This is a genomic window from Microbacterium sp. SORGH_AS_0969, assembly GCF_030818255.1.
Taxonomy (GTDB): Bacteria; Actinomycetota; Actinomycetes; order Actinomycetales; family Microbacteriaceae; genus Microbacterium.
In genome coordinates, this window is sequence record NZ_JAUTAG010000001.1 from 3,741,928 (window position 1) to 3,762,977 (window position 21,050).

The following is a 21,050-nucleotide window of genomic DNA, read 5'->3' on the forward strand; positions in this document are numbered from 1 at the left end:
CGCCCGTCCGTGCGCGACGCGCCGCCGGACGGGGACGGTCACGAAGCGGCGACCGACAGCTTCGGCGACGACGGCGCTTTCGTCGCCACGGCCTGAAGCCCCACGCGCACCGTCTGCCCCGGCGCGAGGGTCGACGCCCAGTCGGCACTCTGGCACGTGACCGTCGTGCCGGAGAGGCGGCAGCTCATGCCCCAGGCGTTCGACACCGAGGTCGTCCCGGGAGCCTCGAACGAGACCTGCCAGCGCGAGACGGGGCCCGTCGCCGTCACCTCGACCTCGGCGACGTAGCCCTCGCCCCACGCGCTCTGCGGGAGCCACGACGCCGTGATGCGTGCCGGCCGGGGCGAGGCGGATGCCGGAGGCTGGGGGCTCGAGGTCGGCTTCGGCGTGGTCGTGGGCTTCGGCGTGGCCGTGGGCTTCGGCGTCGCGGTCGGCTTCGGGGTCGACGTCGGCTTCGGCGTGACCGTCGGCTTCGGCGTCGCAGTCGGCTTCGGCGTCGCGGTCGGCTTCGGGGTCGACGTCGGCTTCGGCGTGACCGTCGGCTTCGGCGTCGACGTCGGTTTCGGGGTGGACGCGGGCGACGGGGTCAGAATGGGCCGGAGTGCGGCGAGCTTGGCCGTCTGCCACGTCCGCCAGTCGTCGGTGACGAGGCCGCCGGTGTCGCCGCTGTTCGGGTTGAACGACCAGTAGGCGTAGCTCATCTTCGTCTTGGCGAGATAAGCGACGAGGGTCTTCAGCCAGGCCCGATCGCTCTCGGTCTCGAGTTTCGTGCCGAACTCACCGAGCAGCACCGGCGCGATGTTCTGGCGCACGAGGTAACCCCAGTTGGCATCCCAGATCCCCTCGAGATTGTCGGGGTAGTTCGGTGCCGAGAACCACGGCTGCTGGTGCACCGTGGCCGGGTAGTCGTGCGGGGAGTACACGACGCGGTTCTTCACCGAGAGCGTGACCGGGGCCGAGCGGACGTCCTTGAGACCGCCGCCCCACCAGGTCGCCGTGCCGTCGCCCTGGTTCTCGACGCCCTCCACGATGATCAGCAGCTTCGGGTTGACCGACAGGACGGCGTTGCCGGCCCGCGTGGCCGCGGCGCGCCAGCCGCGGGACGCGTCGCCGCAGTTCCAGCAGGCCGGACCGTGCGGCTCGTTGTGCAGGTCGGCGCCGATCACGGCGGGCTCGTTCTTGTAGCGCGCCGCGAGCATCTTCCAGTCGTCGATCCAGCGCTTCTCGCTGTACTGAGAGGTGTACCAGAGCTCGCTCTGTGCGCCCGAGTCGGGGCGGTGACGATCGAGGATCACCGACAGGCCGTGCGCCTTCGCCCGGGCGATGACGGTGTCCATGAGCTTCAACGGCGACAGCGAGACCAGTCCGGGATTGACCGCCGCGTTGATGGAGTTCGAGCTCTTCGCCGCGAGGCACTCGTTCGAGAACGGAAGTCGGATGGTGTTGAAACCCATCGCCGCGATGGCATCCAGTCCCTCGTCGAGCGAGATCGACCAGAGCCCGTGCGGGGCGCAGGTGGACGTCTCCATCCCGAACCACGCCGTCGCCTTGATCACGTAGGGCGAACCGGAGGCCGTGACGATCGTCGACCCCTTGGTCGACAGCCACCCGGGCACCGACGCCGCGGTCGCCGACGGCACGACGGCACCCGCGATCATCATCGTCGCCGCCGCCGCGACGGCGGCGAGTCGCGCTCCCGCGCGCCGCCACCGCATGGTCGTCTTCCGCACCCTTGGCCCCCGCCTTTCCGGCACATCCTATGTCGTCCCGAGGGTCACGAGGCGTGCGCGCGATGCACGGCGACGGCGAGGTGGAGGGCGGCGAGCACCTCACCGTCGTCGAGGCGCACTCCGAGGATCTCTTCGAGGGCGTCGAGACGCTGGTAGAAGACCGACCGCGACACGTGCGCCGCGGTCGCCGCCGCCGTGCGATTGCCGGGGTGGGCCACCACCGCGGCGAGGGCGTCGAGGAGATCGTCCCGTCGCGCGGCGGGAAGGTCGAGGAGGGGCGCGAGCATCGACTCGGCGTGGGCGAGCAGGCGATGGTCGCCCCGCAGCGCCGCCACGAACCGTCGAAGCGGATGCCGCCGCACCCACATCACGCCCGACTCGCCCATCTCCCCCGACTCGGCGAGGTCGAGAGCCTCGTGCGCCGAATCGAGCGTCCGGACGAGCATGTCCTCGGGGGCGGCCGGATCGACCCGCGGTCCCACGACCAGGCGCACCCGACCGCCGGTGCGCAGTGCCGCGAGGAAGCGGTCGACCGTCGCCCCCGCGAGAGTGGTCGTGGACGGGAGGGCCAGGAGCACCGGCATCCATCCCTCGGCCGGCTCGTCGGCGCGGCGTGGGGTGCCGCAGAGGGCGCGCGCGCAGACCTCGGCCGCCGCGGCTTCGATGGTGGCTGCGCCGGCCCCGCTCACGGCGAGGCCCAGCATCGCCATCCCCTCCGACAGCAGCCCGGCAGCCGAGAGTCGCACCGCGGCCTCGGGGAGGGATCCGTAGCGGTCGGCGACGAGATCGTCGACGAGGCGGCGGCGCCCGAGATGCACCCAGTCCTCGCCCGCGGGGTCGGCGAGCCGCCCCAGAGCGAGAGCGGTGGCCCCCTGCTCGAGCACCGCGAGGCGTCCGGCCGGGTGGGCGGGACCCGCCAGGGCGACGAGCGAACCCCAGCGCGTGCCGCGCGCCTGCACGGGAACGATGGTGCGGGAATCGTCGGGAACGCGTCCGGACAGCCGCGAGCGTTCCTGCCACCCCTCGAGAACGACGTGGTCGGCGCCCGCGAGGTCGGCGACGACCACCTCGTGCGCGAGCGACTCGAGGATCACCGGAGCGCGCAGGGTGCGCGCGAGGCGCTCCACCACGTAATCGGCGGGCGCACCGCGGAGGGCGAGGTCGGTGAACAGGCTCCGCACCTCGTCGCGGGCGCGGAGGGCCGCCGTCTGATCGTCGATGATCCGTCGGTGCACCTGCTCGGTGACGGCGACGAACTTGACCTCGCGGTGCAGGGCGATGAGCACGAGACCGGCGGAGCGCGCCGCGTCCACGACGACCGCCGGCACGTAGCGATAGTGCGCCCCCAACTCGATGACGATGCCCACCAACCCTGCCGCCGCGAAATCCGCGACGAGGGCGCGCAGGTCGTCGGGGTGCTCGGGCCACGCGGAGGCCGTGGTGAGCAGCAGCTCTCCCCCGTCCAGCAGGCGACCGACTCCGGGGCTGTCCGAGACGTGCACCCAGCGGACCCGTGAGCCGAGGGCCTCTTCTCCGGCCAGCACCTCCGGCATCCCCTGGGCGAGACCCGGCATGTCCAGAGCCTCGGCGAGCGTCGGGAGACCGGAGTCCTCGACGACCGGACGATTTGTCCGATGGATCTCGGATTCGCGACGATCAGACACGTGCGTTCCCTCCACGGCACCCGAAGAATCAATCTCACACACCCTAATGCGCGCCCGGTCGGAGTGTCCGGGATCGCTCAGCCGAGGAGGATACGCATGACCCTGATCCGCCACCACATCGCCGGAGCCGCGCACGGTACCGACGCACGGACGGGAAACGTCTTCGACCCCGCGACCGGTCAGGTGCAGGCGCGCGTCGCGTTCGCCACCACCGCCGAGGTCGACGAGGCCATCGCCGCCGCGAAGGCGGCGCTCCCCGCGTGGCGGGCGACGAGTCTGATCAAGCGCGCCGACGTGTTCTTCCGCCTCCGCCACCTCCTCGTCGAGCGCACCGACGAGCTCGCGGCGATCATCACCGCCGAACACGGCAAAGTGCTCTCGGATGCCAAGGGCGAGATCAGCCGCGGCATCGAGAACGTCGAGTTCGCCGCCGGTCTCGTGCACCTGCTCAAGGGCGAGCACGCCGAGCAGGTCAGCCGCGGCGTCGACGTGCACTCGGTGAAGCAGCCGGTGGGCGTGGTGGCGGCCATCACCCCGTTCAACTTCCCGGTCATGGTGCCGCTGTGGATGACGGCATCCGCCATCGCCTGCGGCAACACGGTCGTGCTGAAGCCGAGCGAGAAGGACCCGTCGGCGTCGCTGTTCCTCGCGAAGCTGTTCGAGGAGGCCGGGCTTCCCGCCGGTGTGCTGAACGTCGTGCACGGCGACAAGGTCGCCGTCGACGCGCTCCTGGACTCCCCCGACGTCCGCGCCGTGAGCTTCGTCGGCTCCACGCCGATCGCGAAGTCCATCTACTCGCGCGCCGCCGAGAACGGCAAGCGCGTGCAGGCCCTCGGCGGCGCGAAGAACCACATGGTCGTCATGCCCGACGCCGACCTCGACTCCGCCGCCGACGCCGCCGTCTCGGCCGCCTACGGCTCCGCCGGCGAGCGCTGCATGGCCGTGTCGGTGCTGGTCGCGGTGGGCGACGACGTCGCCGACTCGCTGGTGGAGAAGGTGGCATCCCGCATCGAGGGCCTCAAGATCGGACCCGGGACGGATGCCGCGAGCGAGATGGGTCCGCTCATCACGCGCGAGCAGCGCGACAAGGTCGCCTCGTACGTCACGGGAGCGGCGGCCGAGGGCGCCGAGGTCGTCGTCGACGGAACGACGCAGCAGTTCGAGGGCGACGGCTTCTTCATCGGCGTCTCGCTCGTGGACCGCGTGGCCCCCGGCATGAAGGTGTACGACGACGAGATCTTCGGACCCGTGCTCTCGGTGGTGCGCGTCAAGACGTACGACGAGGCCGTGGAGCTCATCAACTCCAGCCCCTTCGCCAACGGCACCGCCGTCTTCACGCGCGACGGCGGCACCGCCCGCCAGTTCGAGTTCGACATCGAGGTCGGTATGGTCGGCGTGAACGTGCCGATCCCGGTTCCGGTCGGGGCGTTCTCGTTCGGCGGCTGGCGCAACTCGCTCTTCGGCGACTCACACATCTACGGGCCGGAATCGATCCACTTCTACACCCGCAGCAAGGTCGTGACAACGCGCTGGCCCGACCCGAGCGAGAGCCAGATCAGCCTCGGGTTCCCGAGCAACCACTGAGCGCGGAAAGGTACAGCCATGACCCTCACCTCCCCCGACCTCGACACCGACGCCCGGGTCCGCGCGAACGACCGCGGCCACGTCTTCCACTCCTGGAGCGCCCAGGCGCTCATCGACCCGCTGCCGGTCGCGGGAGGTTCGGGCGCGACGTTCTGGGACTACGCCGGCAACAGCTACCTCGACTTCTCGTCGCAGCTGGTGAACCTCAACCTCGGGCACCAGCATCCCGATCTCGTCGCCGCGATCCAGCGGCAGGCGGGCGAGCTCGCCACCATCCAGCCCGCGATGGCGAACGACGTGCGCGGCGAACTCGCCCGGCGCATCGCCGAGGTCGCCCCCGAGGGCATGTCGAAGGTCTTCTTCACCAACGGCGGGGCGGATGCCAACGAGAACGCGGTCCGCATGGCGCGGCTGGTCACGGGCAAGCGCAAGGTGCTCGCGATGTACCGCAGCTACCACGGCAACACCTCCACCGCGATCACCCTGACCGGTGACCCGCGCCGCTGGGCGAACGAGCCCGCCGACGCCTCGGTCGTGCACTTCTTCGGTCCGTACGCCTACCGCTCCGCGTTTCACGCGGCGGACGAGGCCGAGGAGACGGCCCGGGCACTGGAGCACCTCGAGCAGACGATCATCCTCGAGGGGGCGTCGACGATCGGCGCGATCATCCTCGAGACCGTGGTCGGCACGAACGGTGTGCTCGTGCCGCCGCCGGGTTACCTGCCCGGCGTCCGCGCCCTGTGCGACAAGTACGGCATCGTCTACATCGCCGACGAGGTCATGGTCGGCTTCGGGCGCATCGGCGAGTGGTTCGCGGTCGACGCGTTCGACGTGGTCCCCGACCTCATCACCTTCGCCAAGGGCGTGAACTCGGGCTACGTCCCGCTCGGTGGCGTCGTCATCTCCGACGCGATCGCGGCGCACTTCGACACCGTGGCCTTCCCCGGCGGCCTCACCTACTCGGGTCACCCGCTCGCGTGCGCGCCCGGCGTGGCCACGTTCGAGGTGTTCCGGCGCGACGGGATCCTCGAGCGGGTGCGGGACCTCGGCGAACGCGTCGTCGAACCGCGTCTGCGGGCCATGGCCGAACGGCATCCGTCCGTCGGAGAGGTTCGCGGGCGCGGGCTCTTCTGGGCGATCGAACTCGTGCGCGATCGCGAGACGCGTGAGCCGCTCGTCCCCTTCAACGCGGCGGGGCCCTCGGCGGCGCCCATGACGGCGTTCGCGGCGGCGTGCAAGAAGGCGGGCCTCTGGCCGTTCACGCACTTCAACCGCGTGCACGTCGCCCCTCCCCTCGTCATCACGGAGGAGGAGCTGGTCCGCGGCCTCGACATCATCGACGAGGCGCTCACGGTGGCCGACGAGGCAGCGGCATCGTGAGAGTGCTCCACAACGTGATCGGCGGCGAGTCGGTCGCATCCGAGGGCACCCTGCTCGACCTCATCAGCCCGGTCACGGGCGAGGTCTACGCGCAGGCCCCGGTCTCGACGGACGAGGAGGTGGATGCCGCCGTCGCCGCCGCCGCGGCCGCGTTCCCGGCGTGGAAGCGCGCGACGCCGGCCCAACGTCAGCTCGCGCTGTTCCGCCTCGCGGACGCTCTCGAGGCCCGCGCGGAGGAGTTCGCCGATCTCGAGTCGGAGGACACCGGGAAGCCGCGCGCCACCCTCGTCGCCGACGAGATCGTGCAGTCGGTCGACCAGCTGCGCTTCTTCGCGGGTGCCGCTCGCGAGCTGAACGGTCGAGCCGCAGCGGAGTACGCCGAGGGATTCACCTCGTACGTGCGGCGCGAGCCGATCGGCGTCGTGGCGCAGGTGACGCCGTGGAACTATCCGCTGAACATGGCCGTATGGAAGATCGGCCCCGCGATCGCCGCCGGCAACACGGTGGTGCTCAAGCCCAGCGAGACGACCCCGCAGACCACGGTGCTGCTGGCCGAGATCGCCGCGGAGATCCTGCCGCCGGGGGTCTTCAACGTCGTCCTCGGCGACCGCGACACCGGCCGGGCGCTCGTCGAGCATCCGACGCCGCAGCTCGTCGCGATCACCGGGTCCGTCCGCGCCGGGATGCAGGTCGCGGCCTCGGCCGCACAGGGCCTCAAGCGCGTGCACCTCGAGCTCGGCGGCAAGGCGCCCGCGATCGTCTTTCCGGACGCCGACCTCGAGGCCGCGGCATCCGGAATCGCCGAGGCCGCGTTCTTCAACGCCGGACAGGACTGCACGGCGGCCACGCGCCTGCTCGTGCACTCGTCGCTGCACGATGCGTTCGTGGAGCGCCTCGTCGCGTATGTCGAGCAGAACGTCCGCGTCGGAGCCCCGGACGATCCGGACGCGTTCTTCGGGCCGGTGAACAACCCCGACCAGCTGGCGCGCGTGGAGGGCTTCATCGATCGACTCCCCGCGCACGCGCGGGTCGCGACCGGCGGTACGCGCGTCGGCAACACCGGATGCTTCTTCGCGCCGACCGTCGTCACGGGTCTTCGTCAGGACGACGAACTCGTGCAGCAGGAGGTCTTCGGGCCTGTTCTCGCGGTGCAGTCGTTCGAGACCGAGGAGGAGGCTCTCGAGCTCGCGAACGGCGTGCCGTACGCCCTCGCCGCCTCGGTCTGGACGCGCGACAACGGCCGTTCGCTGCGGTTGAGTCGCGACCTCGACTTCGGGTGCGTCTGGATCAACGCGCACATCCCGTTCGTCTCGGACATGCCGCACGGCGGGTTCAAGCACTCCGGATACGGCAAAGACCTGTCGATCTACGGCTTCGAGGACTACACGCGTCTCAAGCACGTCATGGCGAGCTTGGCGTAGGGGCGCACGGGGTCGGGCGGATTCGCCCGGCCCCTTTTGCGTACCCGCGCGCGGCGGCTCCGCACGACGGTTTCCGTTGTGTTTCCGCGCTTTAAATTCCGAATTCATCATTGATATCCCCCTCGTCCCGCTGATACCGTCGCCCATCATGAGTTCCGCGACTGATCGCAGCGTCACCCTCGACCGCGTGTCGAAGGCGATCGTCGAGCAGTTGCAGGAAGACGGGCGGCGTTCCTACGCCGAGATCGGCAAAGCCGTCGGTCTCAGCGAGACCGCCACGCGACAGCGCGTGCAGAAGCTGCAGGATGCCGGCATCCTGCAGATCGTCGCCGTCACCGATCCGCTGCAACTCGGCTTCGCCCGCCAGGCGATGATCGGCGTGCGGGTGTCGGGAGACACCCGCGTCGTCGCGGCCGAGATGGCGGAACTGCCGGGCGTGACCTACGTGGTCTCCACCGCAGGGTCGTTCGATCTGCTCGTCGAGGTCGTCTGCGAGAGCGACGACGACCTCATCGATCTGCTGAACGACCGCGTCCGCGCCCTGCCCGACGTCGTCTCGACCGAGACGTTCGTCTACCTCAAGCTCCACCGACAGCTCTACAACTGGGGAACACGATGACCCTTCTCGACACCGACCACGACGCGGCCCTCCAGGCGAAGGCCCGCGACCATCTCTGGATGCACTTCTCCCGTCAGTCGGTGATGACCGACGGGCCCGGCGTGCCGATCATCGTCAAGGGCGAGGGTCACCACATCTTCGACTCCACCGGCAAGCGCTACATCGACGGGCTCGCGGGCCTGTTCGTCGTCAACGCCGGGCACGGACGCCGCCGCATCGCGCAGGCGGCGGCGAAGCAGGCCGAGGAGCTCGCGTTCTTCCCGCTCTGGTCGTACGCGCACCCCGCCGCGATCGAGCTCGCCGAGCGACTGGCGAACCTCGCCCCGGGCGACCTCAACCACGTCTTCTTCTCCACCGGCGGCGGCGAGGCGGTCGAGACCGCGTTCAAGCTCGCCAAGCAGTACTGGAAGACGCAGGGCAAGCCCACCAAGCACAAGGTCATCTCGCGCGCGATCGCCTACCACGGCACGACCCAGGGAGCCCTCGCGATCACCGGGCTGCCGGTGATGAAGCACATGTTCGAGCCGGTCACCCCCGGCGGCTTCCGGGTGTCGAACACGAACTACTACCGCGCCGAGGAGTCCGGTTTCGGCGGCGGGACCCCCGAGGAGTTCGGCCTGTGGGCCGCGGACCGCATCGAGCAGATGATCCAGTTCGAGGGGCCCGAGACCGTCGCCGCGGTCTTCCTCGAGCCCGTGCAGAACGCGGGCGGATGCTTCCCCGCCCCGGCCGGCTACTTCCAGCGGGTGCGCGAGATCTGCGACAGATACGACGTGCTGCTCGTCTCCGACGAGGTCATCTGCGCCTTCGGCCGCCTGGGCCACTACTTCGGCGCCTCGGCGTACGACTACCAGCCCGACATGATCACGTTCGCCAAGGCCGTGACCAGCGGATACTCCCCTCTCGGCGGCACGATCATCAGCGACCGGATCTACGAGCCCTTCGCCCACGGCGACGCCTCGTTCCCGCACGGCTACACCTTCGGCGGGCACCCCGTCTCGGCCGCAGTGGCGCTCGAGAACCTCGACGTGTTCGAGGAAGAGGGGCTGCTGGAGAACGTGCGGACGAACTCGCCGCTGTTCCGCTCCACGCTCGAGCAGCTGCTCGACCTGCCCATCGTCGGCGACGTGCGCGGCGACGGCTACTTCTTCGGCATCGAACTCGTCAAGGACAAGGCGACGAAAGAGACCTTCGACGACGACGAGTCCGAACGGCTGCTGCGCGGCTTCCTGTCGAAGGCCCTGTTCGACGCGGGCCTGTACTGCCGCGCCGACGACCGGGGCGACCCCGTCATCCAGCTCGCCCCTCCTCTGACCCTCGGCCCCGCCGAGTTCACCGAGATCGAGCAGATCCTCCGCTCGGTCCTCACCGAGGCGTCGAACCGCCTCTGACCCCGACAGGGATGCCGACGCCACCCCTGTCGGCATCCCCTCCGCTCCGGCGGCAGCACCCCGCCGCACACCCCCGACGACACCGACCCACGCTTCCCCGGCACCACCCTCGCCGACACCCCCGCTCCCACCCCGAGCGGTGCTCCCGATGCTGTACCCGACACCATCTCCGGTCACGACCGCGTCGTGACCCGCACCCTCTTGGAGGAGCCACGAACGACAACCTCGGTGCCGCGACGGCACCCGCGAACTCGGGCGCGAAGCTCGCCCGCACCCTCGGTCTCTGGTCGATCGTCGGCCTGGGCCTGGGCTACATGACCCCGACCGTCGTCTTCGACACCTTCGGCCTCGTCGCCGAGAAGACGAACAACGTCGTGCCCGCCGCGTACGCGGTGGCGCTCGTCGTGCTCGTGTTCACCGCGATCAGCTACGGGAAGATGGTCCGCGTCATCCCCAGCGCCGGCTCCGCGTACACGTACGCGCGCGAGTCGATCCACCCCGGCGTCGGCTTCGTCGTCGGCTGGACCGCACTCATCGACTACATGCTGCTGCCCATGGTGAACGCGCTGATCCTGCGCAGTTACATGGAGGCGCTGTTCCCCGACGTCCCGGGCTGGATCTGGGTCGTCGTGTTCACCGCCGGCGTGACCGGCGTCATCTACCTCACGATGCGCGGCACCTCGAACGTCAACATGATCCTGCTGGTGTTCTCGATCCTCGTGATGACGGTCTTCGTGGTCATGGTGTTCGTGCAGCTCGTCGGCGGCGCGGGAGCCGGCACCGCGGTTTCGCTCGCTCCCTTCGCCCACAGCGAGGTGCAGTTCGGCGCAGTCCTGGCCGGAGCGACCGTCGTCTGCTTCTCGTTCATCGGGTTCGACGCGGTGTCGATGTATTCGGAGGAAGCGAAGACGCCGAGGATCATGCCCCGCGCGATCCTGCTCACGCTCATCGCGGGTGGCGTCATCTTCCTCGTCGCGGCGTACTTCACCCAGTTGCGCTTCCCCGACTCGACCGCTTTCCCGCAGGAGGCGATCGAGGACAGCACCCTGCCCGAGATCGGCGTGCAGGTCGGTGGCCCCGTGCTGCAGGCCGTGCTGACCGCGGCCGGGTTCGCGGCGACGCTCGCGTCGTGGCTGGCCTCGCACGCGTCGGTCTCGCGCATGCTCATGGTGATGGGCCGCAACAACGTGCTCCCCCGCCGGATCTTCGGGTTCATCAACCCCAAGACGCACACCCCCACGGTCTCGATCGTCATCGTGGGCGTGGTGAGCCTGCTGGCGATCGCGTTCACGCTCGAGCAGATCGCGGCGTACATCAACTATGGCGCCCTGGTCGCGTTCTCGTTCGTGAACATCTCGGTCATCGCGTGGTTCGCGATCCGCAAGGGCCTGCGCAAGACGCCCGGCGACGTCATCCGATACATCGTGATGCCCGGTATCGGTCTGCTGCTGACGGCCCTGCTGTGGGTGAACCTGGACATGCATGCCCTCATCGGCGGTCTCATCTGGACCGCTCTCGGCGTCGTGTACCTCGTGATCCTCACGCGCGGCTTCCGTCGTCCGATCGCCTCGTTCGACGAGAACCAGCCGGTCACCGGGGTCAACAAGACGCTCCCCGGTCCGCATTCGGAGATCTGAAGCCAGGGCCTGACAACCGCGCTGGCAACCGCGTCGGCCGCGACATCCCTCACACGGGGTGTCGCGGCCGACGCTGTTCCGCGCTCCGGAGATCCCGCCCGCCCGAGGCGCGGTGCGCGCCGCAGCACGGTCGACCGGAGAGTCGGTTCCGGAACGCGGGACGCGGGCGAGGGGCCGGCGACCCGCCGCGGGCCTGCGCCCGAGGGTACGCTGCGTCGATGCGCATGATCGACGGCTCCCACCGGACCACGTGGACCATCGACGTCGGCGGGCTCAGCCGTGACGCTTTGATCGAGCGACTCGACGCCCACGGCATCCATCGCAATCCCTTTGCGGAAACCCTCCTCGCGGATGCCGTCTTCGACGACGCCGCGCGCGAGACGGTCACGGTGGTCGAGAGATCCGTCGCCGACCTGGGATTTCCGGACGGCGCGACCCTGCCGCAGGTCTTCGACGCAGCCGCCCGGCACGGTCTCGGGCTCTGTCCGCCGGGCGCCGCGCCGTACCTGCGCCTGGCCACCCTCGATCAGGCGAGCGCTCCCGACAGCATCCTGAGTACCGGCCGCGCACCGACGGGTTCCGTGAACGTCGCCTCCCCCGTGCTGCGCGCCGACCACGACTACCCCAAGGGCTTCTACCTGCGCGTCATCGGGGGGTCCCCTGGCTTCGCGGGTACCGCTGCGACGACGAGCACGTGCTGTCGCCGGGCGATCGCTTCGCGTTCCGGGTGCCCGCGGGCGAGCCAAACTCCTGAGTTCTGTGCCTGAGCAGTGCGCCGGAGCCCGTGGAGAGGGCAGCGCGCACGATATCTCAGGAGTTTCGCACGCCCGGGCGGGCGCACGAGCTCACCGCTCGAACGGGGTGACCGCGCCCAGCACCACCGTCTCGGCGTCGTGGCCGTTCGCCCACCAGTGCGGCTCGGAACAGCCGTAGGTGACGGTGTCGCCCGCGTGGAGTTCGACCCGGCGGTCGGCCTGACAGACCACGAGCACGCCGGACTCGACCGTGACCGTCTCGGTGCCGATGTGGCGGAACGGACTCGCCTCGTTCGAGAACCCGACGGGCAGCGTCGAGCGGATCAGCTGCAGCATCGACTCCCCGCGCGGCGTCAGGAGCTCGCGGACGGCGCGCTGCGAGGCCGGGGCGTCGACGGCGACCGGCATGATGTGACGCTTCGCGCGGGTGACCACGGCCAGCGGCACGGCCGGTTCGTCGAGAAGCTGGGCGACCGGGATGCCGAGAGCCCCGGCGAGCCGTTGAAGCGACTGCAGCGAGGGGTTGCCGAGTCCGCGCTCGAGCTGGCTGACCAGGCCGAAGCTCACGCCGGCCTTCTCGGACAGAGCCTGAACGCTCAGGCCGAGGCGCTTGCGGGCATCTCGCACCGCGGCCCCGAGGGTCTCGACGGTGCGCTGCTCATCGGCATCCGTGGCTCTGGTCATGACCGTGTCAGCGTATCGAGATCAGGGCTGATCGGCGCCGTACCCTCGGGTCTCCCGCGCGTCACGCGCGCGCCCTCGGGCCGTCGGGCGGCACCGCGGCGAGGAGCGCGCGCGTGTACTCCTCACGGGGGTGCGCGAACAGCTCGGGCGCGGGCGCCGCTTCGACGACCCGGCCGCCGCGCAGCACCACGACGTCGTGACTCATCTGCTGCACGATCGCGAGGTCGTGCGCGATGAAGAGATACGTCAGCCCCTGCTCGACCTGCAGCCGCCGCAGGAGCGCGAGCACGCGCGCCTGCACCGACACATCGAGGGATGCCGTCGCCTCGTCGAGGATGACCAGCTCGGGCTCGAGCGCGAGAGCGCGCGCGATGGACACGCGCTGACGCTGCCCGCCGGACAGCTCGTGCGGGAAGCGCGCCGCGAAGGCGGGATCGAGGTCGACGAGCTCGAGCAGCTCTCGCACGCGCGCGGAGCGCGACGCGGCCGTCCCTCCGCCGAGGCGATGCACGCGCAGGGGTTCCGCGATCGCGTCGGCGATCGTGCGACGCGGATCGATCGAGGCGAAGGGGTCCTGGAAGACCATCGCGATGCGCCGACGCTCGCGACGCGGGGCGCGCAGCGCGTCGCGCACGCCCTCGCCGGTGGCATCCGCCAGGGTCGCCGTCCCCGCGTGGGGGGCGACGAGTCCGGTGAGCGCGTTCGCGATCGTCGACTTGCCCGAGCCCGACTCGCCCACGAGCGCGAGGGTCGTCCCACGGCGCACGGTGAACGAGACGTCGTCGACCGCGTGAACCGTGCGGCGGCCCGCGGGGGTCTGCACGGCGAAGCGCACGTCGAGATTCTCGACGGCGAGGAGCGGCCGCGCCGAGGGCTCGGGCGCGGGTCCCGCACCGGCGACCACGCGGGGTCGTGCCCCGAGCAGCTCTCGCGTGTAGGCGTGTTGCGGATCGGCATACACGTCGGCGAGGGGGCGCTGCTCGACGGCCTCGCCGTGGCGCAGCACGATCACGTCGTCGGCCACCTGCCCGATGACCCCGAGGTCGTGGCTGATCCACACGACCGCGGTGCCGCGATCGCGCTGCAACTGCTGCACGAGGTCGATGATCTGCGCCTGCGTGGTCACGTCGAGAGCCGTCGTGGGCTCGTCGGCGACCAGCAGGGCGGGATCGCACGCGAGCGCGATCGCGATCATGACGCGCTGGCGCTGCCCGCCCGAGAACTGGTGCGGATACGCCTCCACCCGCGACGCCGGATCCGGGATGCCGACGGCCTCGAGCAGCGAGATCGCCCGGGTGTGCGCGGCCCGGCGGGTGAGTCCGCGATGCGCCTCGAGCGACTCCGCGATCTGCCGGCCCGCCGTGAGGAAGGGGTTCAACGACGTCGAGGGGTCTTGGAAGACAAAGCCGACGGCGTCGCCGTGCACCGACCGGAGGGTGCGGTCGGTCGCTCCGACGAGTTCGACGCCTGGGGCATCCGGACTCGTCCGCAGAATGCTCGAGCCGGACACGCGGCGCCCCGGGGCGTCGATGAGCCCGGTCGCGGCGAGGACGGTCATGGACTTGCCCGAGCCCGACTCGCCGACGATGCCGAGCGTCTGCTCGCGCTCGACCGAGAAGTCGAGTCCCCGAACGATGGGGTTCTCGCCGATCGACACGCGGAGGTCGCGGACGCTGAGAACGGTCATCGCGAGCCCCCCTGAGCGGTGTGTGTCTCGCCGATCGCGACCCGCAGATCACGCACATTCAGAACGGTCATCGCGGATCTCCTGAGTGGTCGGGGCCGGGTCGGCGAGAGGGAGTTTCCTGCGCCGCCGCTCCCCGTGGCGCGCCTCGATGATCGTGCGCTGGCGCGGGTCGAGGCCGTCGCGCAGCCCGTCGCCGAGCAGGTTGAAGGCCAGGGCCGTCACGAAGATCGCCGCACCCGGGAACACGCTCATCCACCACGCCTGCGAGAGGAAGCCCTGCGCGGTGAACAGCATCCCTCCCCACGACGGCGCCGGCGGCTGGATGCCGAGCCCGAGGAACGACAGGGCGGCCTCGGACAGGATCGCGAACGCCAGGGAGAGCGAGGTCTGCACCACGATCGGCCCGCCGATGTTCGGCAGCACATGGCGGACGAGGATGACGGGAGCCGGGGTGCCCATCGTGCGCGACACCTGGACGAACGGCGAGGTCCGCAACGACAGCGTGCTCGCGCGGGCGACGCGGGCGAAGATCGGCGTGTAGACGACACCGATCGCGATGGTCGTCGTGAGCATGCCCGGCTCGAAGATCGCGATGATCGCGAGGGCCAGGAGCAGCACCGGGAAGGCGAACATCACGTCGACCACGCGCATGAGGGTCGCGTCGACCCAGCCGCCGGCGTAACCGGCCACGACACCGAGCGCGAGACCGAGCACGAGAGCGATGACCACCGCGATCGCCGCGATCGTGAGCGAGGTGGACCCCGCGAGCAGCACGCGCGAGAAGACGTCGCGGCCGAGCTCGTCGGTGCCGAACCAGTGGGCGGCGCTCGGCGGGGTCAGGGCGTTCGCCACGTCGATCTGGTTGACGCCGTACGGCGCGATCCACGGGGCGAGCACGGACGCCGCGACCACGACGGTCAGCACGACCGCGGCGGCCACGGTGAGCGGATTGGATGCCAGAAGGCGCCACGAGCGGACGCGCGGGCGCCCGACGGCGGGGGCGACGGGGGGTTCGGTGACACTCATGCGGCTCGGATCCTCGGGTCGACGACGGCGTAGAGCACGTCCACGATCAGGTTGACGACGATGAACATGACGGCCACGAGGAGCACCGCGCCCTGGATGAGCGGGTAGTCGCGCGCGGCGACGGCGTCGTACACGAGCCGGCCGAGACCGGGCCACGCGAAGACGACCTCGACCACGATGACGCCGCCGAGGATGGTCGCGAGCTGGATGCCGGCGATGGTGAGCACCGGGACGAGGGCCCCGCGCACGATGTGGCGCGAGACGACGACTCGACGGGGAAGGCCTTTCGAGACCGCGGTGCGGATGTAGCCCGAGGAGGCGACGTCGATCACGGCCGCGCGGATGTAGCGCGTCATGATGGCGCCCGCGACGAGGCCGACGGTGACGCCCGGCAGGGTCACCTGCCGGAGCCACCCGGCCGGGTCGTCCGCGAAAGCGACGTAGCCGCTGGCGGGGAGGAGGCCCAGCGTGACGGAGAACAGCGAGATGAGCAGCATCCCGAGCCAGAAGTCGGGGATCGAGACGCCGAACTGGCTGCTGAGGCGCACGATGACGTCGCTCACGCGTCCCTCGCGCAGCGCGGAGGAGATGCCGGCGGGGATCGAGATGATCAGGGCGACGACGAGTCCGACGAGCGCGAGGGAAATCGTCGCCGGGAGGCGCTGCAGGAGCGTCGTCGTCACGGGCTGCCCGTTGCGGAAGCTCACACCGAGGTCGCCCGTGACGGCGTGCGCGAGATAGGAGAAGAACTGCTCGGGGAGCGAACGGTCCAAGCCCGAGGCGGCGCGCAGCGCCTCGTACGCCTCGGGCGTGTAGCGGGTGCCGAGGGCGAGACGCACGGGGTCGCCGGGAACGAGGTGCACGAGCGCGAAAACGACGATGAGGACGCCGAGCAGCACGATGGCCGACGAGAGCAGACGTGCGCCGAGGAAGCGCACCAGCTGGGCGGGGGCGACCCTCATGAAAACCTCCTTGCTCGGCGCCGGGCGGCGACGGCGGTCTGGGGCGTGACCGCGGGGGCACCGGCATCCGGCACCCCCGCGGCGTGCATCACTTGTCGACGCTCGTGCCGGCGAAGCGGATCGCCCGGTCGGCGCGGGTCTCGTACCCCGAGACCTTCGGCGACCACAGCTGCGTCACCGAGGGGTTGTAGAGGTAGATGTAGCTGGCCTTGTCGGCGATGATCGTCGCGGCCTGCGCGTAGAGGTCCTTGCGCTTGTCCTTGTCGGTCTCGACGCGGCCCGCGTCGAGCAGCTTGTCGACCTCGGGGTCCGAGAACTTCTGCACGTTGCTGGCACCGCCGGTGTGGTGCTGCGAGTAGTAGAAGTCGTCGGGGTCGATGTTGCCGAGCCAGCCCATCATGAGCATGTCGAAGTTGCCGGAGTTCTGCTCGTCGAGCCAGGTCGAGAAGTCGGGCTGACGGATCGAGACCTGGATGCCGAGCGGCTCGAGGTTCGCGGCGATGATCTGCGCGGCCGTGATCGTCTCGGGGTAGTCGCTGGTGGCGAGCAGGTCGAGGGTGCCACCGGTGAAGCCGGCCTCCGCCATCAGCGCCTTCGCCTTGTCGATGTCGGTGGAGTACTGGTCGTACTCGGTGTACCAGAAGCTCTGCTTCGGGATGGCGAGCTGGTTCTTCTCGGCGGTGCCGTAGCTGACGGCCTGGACGATGGCATCCCGATCGATGGCGTAGGCGATCGCCTGGCGCACCCGGACGTCGTTCCACGGGGCCTTGGCCTCGTTGAGCGCGAGGTACCAGTAGTCGCTCGACGGCGTCTGGCCGAGGGTGACCGAGCTGTCGCTCGAGAGCTGCTCGACCTGCTGCGGGGGCACGACGTCGGTCCAGTCGATGTCACCGGCCTTCAGGGATGCCAGGGCCGTGGCGGGCTCGGAGATGAAGCGGTACTCCACTCCCCCGAGCTTCGGCGCGCCGCCCCAGTAGTCGGGGTTGGCCTTCAGGGTGATGTGGTCGCCGGCGACGTAGTCGCTGACCGAGAACGGTCCGGTTCCGACGGGCTTGGTGGTGATGTCGCCGGATTCGACGTTGCTCTTCTCGACGATCGCCATTCCCTTGAAGCCGCCGAGGTTCGACAGGAGGTTCGGGGTGGGCTGCGAGACGGTGATCACGACCGTCTTGTCGTCGGGGGCGCTGACGTCGCTGACGGTCGAGAACTTCCACGCGTTGGCGAGCTTCTCGTCGATGATGCGGCGGTACGAGTACACGACGTCTTCGCTGGTGAGGTCCGAGCCGTCCTGGAATTTCACGCCGTCGCGCAGGGTGAACGTCCAGGTGAGCTGGTCGTCGCTGGTCTCCCAGCTCTCGGCGAGCGCGGGCTGCATCTCGAGGTTGGCGTCGGGCTGGACGAGCGTGTCGTAGACGTTCTCGAGCACCTCGAACGCGAAGTACGACGTCGTCTTCTGAGGGTCGAGCTGGTCGGGCTCGCCACCGATCGCGGCGACGAGGGTCTGACCGGATGCGGAACCGGAGTCGCCGAGGTCGACGCTCTGGCCCGCGGAACAACCGGCGAGGGCGAGGACCGCGGCGAGCGCGCCGGCGATGCCGAGAGTGGTGCGCGATGTCATGTGATTGCCAATCGGGTGGGCGGGTCATCATTTAGATGATGTTTCGATCAGTATGTGCAAGCATGGGGGCGGGCACAAGCCCGGGGCGGCCTCGAAACACGATCTTCACAAAGCCGCTCCGACCCGACCGCCCGCCCTTCGTCGACCCCCGGGAGCGCACATGACCTTCACCGTCCTCGCCCGTGACACCCGTCGCGGCCTGATCGGTGCCGCGACGGCCAGTCGCTCCCTCGCCGTGGGGGCGTCGGTGATCGCCGTGGATCCGGCCGTCGGAGTCGCGGCCAGCCAGGCCTGGACCAACCGCTCGCTGCGGGGGCGCCTGCTGACCGCGATGAGAGAGGGGCGCACGGCCGTCGAAGCCGTGGCATCCGTCCCCTCCTGGGATGACGGACACGCCCTCCGGCAGGTCGCGGCTCTCGCGTGGGACGCGCCCGGGGCGGCTCGCTCGGGTGAGTCGATCACGGCCTGGGCGGGGCAGGCGAGGGCGACGGATGCCGTGTTCGTCGGCAATCTGCTGACCGGGCCCGAGGTTCTCCAGGCGATGAACGATGCCTGGGTCCGCGGTGAAGGCGACTTCGCGGACCGACTGATCGAGGTGCTCCGGGCCGGGGAGGCCGCCGGTGGCGACGCGCGCGGCCGGCAGAGCTGCGCGCTCCTGATCGCATCGCCCGAGGACACCGTCCTCGACCTCCGCGTCGACGACCACGACGAACCGCTCGCCGAGCTGGCGCGGCTGCGGACCCTGTCGATGATCCCCGTCGAAATTCCGAGCGCTGCCCGCTGAGCGGGATCACGCGGACCTGGACATCTCCACCCGCACATCACGGCGAGCTCATAGCCCGCTGCTATGCCGACACGGATACGCGGGGCGATGCTGTGGGGCGTGACCGAACCCCTCCCGCTCGCGCGCTGGTGGCGCGAACCCCTCTGGGCGAAGGGCGTGCTGGCCGCGATCCTCGCCGGCAGTGCCCTGTTGATGACCTGGAACCTCGCCCGCGGCGGCGACTTCGCCTTCTACGAGGCCGCGGCCCGATCGATGTCGGAGTCGTGGCGCGCCCTGCTGTTCGGCGCTTTCGACCCGGCAGGGACGGTCACGCTCGACAAGCTCGCGGGCTTCGCCGTGCCCCAGGCCATCGCGATCCACCTCTTCGGCATGTCGACCTCGGCCGTCGCGCTCCCCCAGGCGATCGAGGGTCTGGTCACCGTGATGGCCTGCGCGGTGATGGGCCTGCGCTGGGGAGGGACGGGAGCGGGACTCGTCGCCGCTCTCGCGGCCGCGTCGACGCCGATCTTCGTGTCGATGTTCGGCCACCCGATGGAGGACGGCCTGCTCACGATGGCGCTCGCGGTGGCCCTGGTGTGGTGGCAGCGCGCGATGCTCACCGCGCGGTGGTGGCCGCTCGTGATCGCGGCGGTCTTCGTCGGGGTGGGGTTCCAGGCCAAGATGATGTCGGCCTGGTTCGTCCTTCCCGCCCTCGTGGTGGGGACCGTCATCGCGACGCCCACGATCCGGCGGGGACTGGCCCGCGCCTCAGCGCTGGTCGGCGCGAGCGTGCTGGCCTCGATCGCGTGGATCGCCGCAATCGCCCTCACCCCGGCCGGAGCGCGCCCCTACATCGACGGCTCGACCGACAACGACGTCTTCGCGATGGTCTTCGGATACAACGGCCTCGACCGCTTCGTTCCGGGTGCCGTGCCGGGCTCGGTCGGCGGCCCGACCGGAGGCGGGCTCGGCGAGGGTCTCAGCGCGCTCGGTCGCGCGGTCAGCGCGCACGCGGGCGCCGCCGACGGGGGATCGTCTCCCACGAAGCTGCTCGAGATGCCGCTGGTGACGCAGATCGGCTGGCTGTATCCCGCGGCCCTGGTCGGTCTGGCTCTCGCTCTCTGGCGATTCTGGCCGCGGCGCGCGCGCCCCGGTGATCGAGCGCGCTTCGCGCTCGTCGTCGTCGCGGGTCTGTGGCTGACCACCTCGGCGGTGGTCCTGTCGGCCACGAGAGTGCCGCACACCGCCTACGTCGCGGCCCTCGGCGTGCCGCTCGTGCTGCTGACCGCGATGGCGTGGAGCGAGGGCGGCCGCCTGCTCCGCTCGCCGCGGCGCCGGGATCGACTGGTGCTTCCGGCACTCCTCGTCGCGCAGGGTGCCTGGTGGAGCGTGCTGGCCCGCGAGGCGCAGCTCCCCGAGGCCTTCGCGACGGGCGCGGGCGTCGTCCTCGTCGCCGGCGTGGTGCTGGGCGTGATCGGAGCGTGGCCGCGTCGCACCCGTCCGGCGCTCGCGCGCGCGCTTCCCGCCGTCCTCGCCCTGGCGCTGCTGTGCGCCCCGATCGCGGCGAGCCTGCAGGTGCTCGACGCGAACCGCGACGGGAGCGGCGGCGACGCGTACGTCGGGATCGCCCCGCGCTCCGACCACGCCACGGAGCCGTTCGCGATCTCGCCGCCGGCGTTCTGGGGCGGCACCCCGCAGATCTCGTCGGCGGTGGCGCAGCTCGCGGCCGCCGCGCGCGCGGACGGCGGCGGCGCCGACGGCGCGCCGCTCCTCGTGAGCGACAGCTGGTCCGTGTCGGCGCAGATCATCGACGCCACGGGTGCCAGCGTTCTGACCGACGGCGGATACTCCGGTCGCGTGCCCGTGTTCACGGCATCCGCTCTCCAGTCGATGGAGCGGTCGGGTCACGTCCACCTGTTCGCCGTGTCGTCGGGGGCGTCGAAGAGGGATCCGGTCCGCGAGGTGGCGACGGAGCCCGGATGCCACGAGGTCAAGGCGTGGCAGCTGGGCGACCCGGGCAAGGCGGGAGACACCGCGCACGGGTCGAGCAAGCCGGGGAGTGTCGCGCTGTATTCCTGCGGGGGCGGGGCGACGTGAGCTCCCGCCGGCGGGATCGGTCGCGAGTCTCC

General features: G+C 70.5%; 15 protein-coding genes and 1 pseudogene. 9 read left to right on the forward strand and 7 right to left on the reverse strand.

Features of this window, described 5'->3' with window-relative positions; translation table 11 throughout:
* Positions 1-38 precede the first annotated feature (38 nt).
* Together QE388_RS17580 and QE388_RS17585 are read right to left on the reverse strand one after the other, a co-directional pair.
* Positions 39-1,730 carry a cellulase family glycosylhydrolase gene (locus tag QE388_RS17580; RefSeq protein WP_307386798.1) on the reverse strand — a complete coding sequence of 564 codons (1,692 nt, stop codon included), beginning with the start codon at positions 1,728-1,730 and terminating at the stop codon, positions 39-41.
* 44 nt (positions 1,731-1,774) lie between these two features.
* On the reverse strand, positions 1,775-3,394 hold the full coding sequence (locus QE388_RS17585) for a PucR family transcriptional regulator (protein WP_307386799.1): 1,620 nt from the start codon (positions 3,392-3,394) through the stop codon (positions 1,775-1,777).
* Between the two features lie 96 nt (positions 3,395-3,490).
* Between QE388_RS17585 and QE388_RS17590 the strand changes: the two genes are divergently transcribed.
* The 7 genes and pseudogenes from QE388_RS17590 (at position 3,491) to QE388_RS17620 (ending at position 12,193) form a co-directional block, all read left to right on the forward strand.
* On the forward strand, positions 3,491-4,978 hold the full coding sequence (locus tag QE388_RS17590; RefSeq protein ID WP_275798167.1) for a CoA-acylating methylmalonate-semialdehyde dehydrogenase: 1,488 nt from the start codon (positions 3,491-3,493) through the stop codon (positions 4,976-4,978).
* 18 nt (positions 4,979-4,996) lie between these two features.
* Positions 4,997-6,358 carry an aspartate aminotransferase family protein gene (locus QE388_RS17595; protein ID WP_307386801.1) on the forward strand — a complete coding sequence of 454 codons (1,362 nt, stop codon included), beginning with the start codon at positions 4,997-4,999 and terminating at the stop codon, positions 6,356-6,358.
* Positions 6,355-7,779, forward strand: coding sequence for an aminobutyraldehyde dehydrogenase (locus tag QE388_RS17600; RefSeq protein WP_307386802.1), 1,425 nt, complete (start codon positions 6,355-6,357; stop codon positions 7,777-7,779). Before QE388_RS17595 ends, QE388_RS17600 begins: the two co-directional genes overlap by 4 nt.
* Positions 7,780-7,927: 148 nt before the next feature.
* Positions 7,928-8,398 carry an Lrp/AsnC family transcriptional regulator gene (locus QE388_RS17605; protein ID WP_013583237.1) on the forward strand — a complete coding sequence of 157 codons (471 nt, stop codon included), beginning with the start codon at positions 7,928-7,930 and terminating at the stop codon, positions 8,396-8,398.
* Complete coding sequence (locus tag QE388_RS17610; RefSeq protein ID WP_307386805.1) at positions 8,395-9,789, forward strand: aspartate aminotransferase family protein; 1,395 nt, start codon at positions 8,395-8,397, stop codon at positions 9,787-9,789. The genes QE388_RS17605 and QE388_RS17610 overlap by 4 nt, the downstream gene beginning before the upstream one ends.
* Positions 9,790-10,070: 281 nt before the next feature.
* Positions 10,071-11,426 (forward strand): annotated as a pseudogene (locus QE388_RS17615) (APC family permease); the annotation flags it as partial.
* Between the two features lie 218 nt (positions 11,427-11,644).
* Positions 11,645-12,193 carry a hypothetical protein gene (locus QE388_RS17620; protein ID WP_307386808.1) on the forward strand — a complete coding sequence of 183 codons (549 nt, stop codon included), beginning with the start codon at positions 11,645-11,647 and terminating at the stop codon, positions 12,191-12,193.
* Positions 12,194-12,271: 78 nt separating this feature from the next.
* Here the strand turns inward: QE388_RS17620 and QE388_RS17625 are convergent, their stop codons facing one another.
* The 5 genes from QE388_RS17625 to QE388_RS17645 form a co-directional block, all read right to left on the reverse strand.
* On the reverse strand, positions 12,272-12,865 hold the full coding sequence (locus QE388_RS17625) for a helix-turn-helix domain-containing protein (protein ID WP_058598183.1): 594 nt from the start codon (positions 12,863-12,865) through the stop codon (positions 12,272-12,274).
* A gap of 61 nt (positions 12,866-12,926) precedes the next feature.
* Entirely contained in the window at positions 12,927-14,552 is a 1,626-nt protein-coding gene (locus tag QE388_RS17630) for an ABC transporter ATP-binding protein (RefSeq protein ID WP_307386810.1), read from the reverse strand.
* 48 nt (positions 14,553-14,600) lie between these two features.
* Positions 14,601-15,578, reverse strand: a complete 978-nt coding sequence (locus QE388_RS17635; protein WP_307386812.1) for an ABC transporter permease — start codon at positions 15,576-15,578, stop codon at positions 14,601-14,603.
* The gene (locus tag QE388_RS17640; RefSeq protein WP_275800161.1) at positions 15,575-16,540 is read right to left on the reverse strand and encodes an ABC transporter permease; all 966 of its coding nucleotides are present in this window, start codon (positions 16,538-16,540) and stop codon (positions 15,575-15,577) included. Before QE388_RS17640 ends, QE388_RS17635 begins: the two co-directional genes overlap by 4 nt.
* Before the next feature lie 88 nt (positions 16,541-16,628).
* The gene (locus QE388_RS17645) at positions 16,629-18,158 is read right to left on the reverse strand and encodes an ABC transporter substrate-binding protein (RefSeq protein WP_307386814.1); all 1,530 of its coding nucleotides are present in this window, start codon (positions 18,156-18,158) and stop codon (positions 16,629-16,631) included.
* A 160-nt stretch (positions 18,159-18,318) separates the two neighbouring features.
* Here QE388_RS17645 and QE388_RS17650 point away from each other — a divergent pair, with 160 nt between their 5' ends.
* Entirely contained in the window at positions 18,319-18,942 is a 624-nt protein-coding gene (locus QE388_RS17650) for a DUF1028 domain-containing protein (RefSeq protein ID WP_307386816.1), read from the forward strand.
* Positions 18,943-19,041: 99 nt separating this feature from the next.
* Positions 19,042-21,018, forward strand: a complete 1,977-nt coding sequence (locus QE388_RS17655) for a glycosyltransferase family 39 protein (RefSeq protein WP_307386818.1) — start codon at positions 19,042-19,044, stop codon at positions 21,016-21,018.
* Positions 21,019-21,050: the final 32 nt, after the last annotated feature.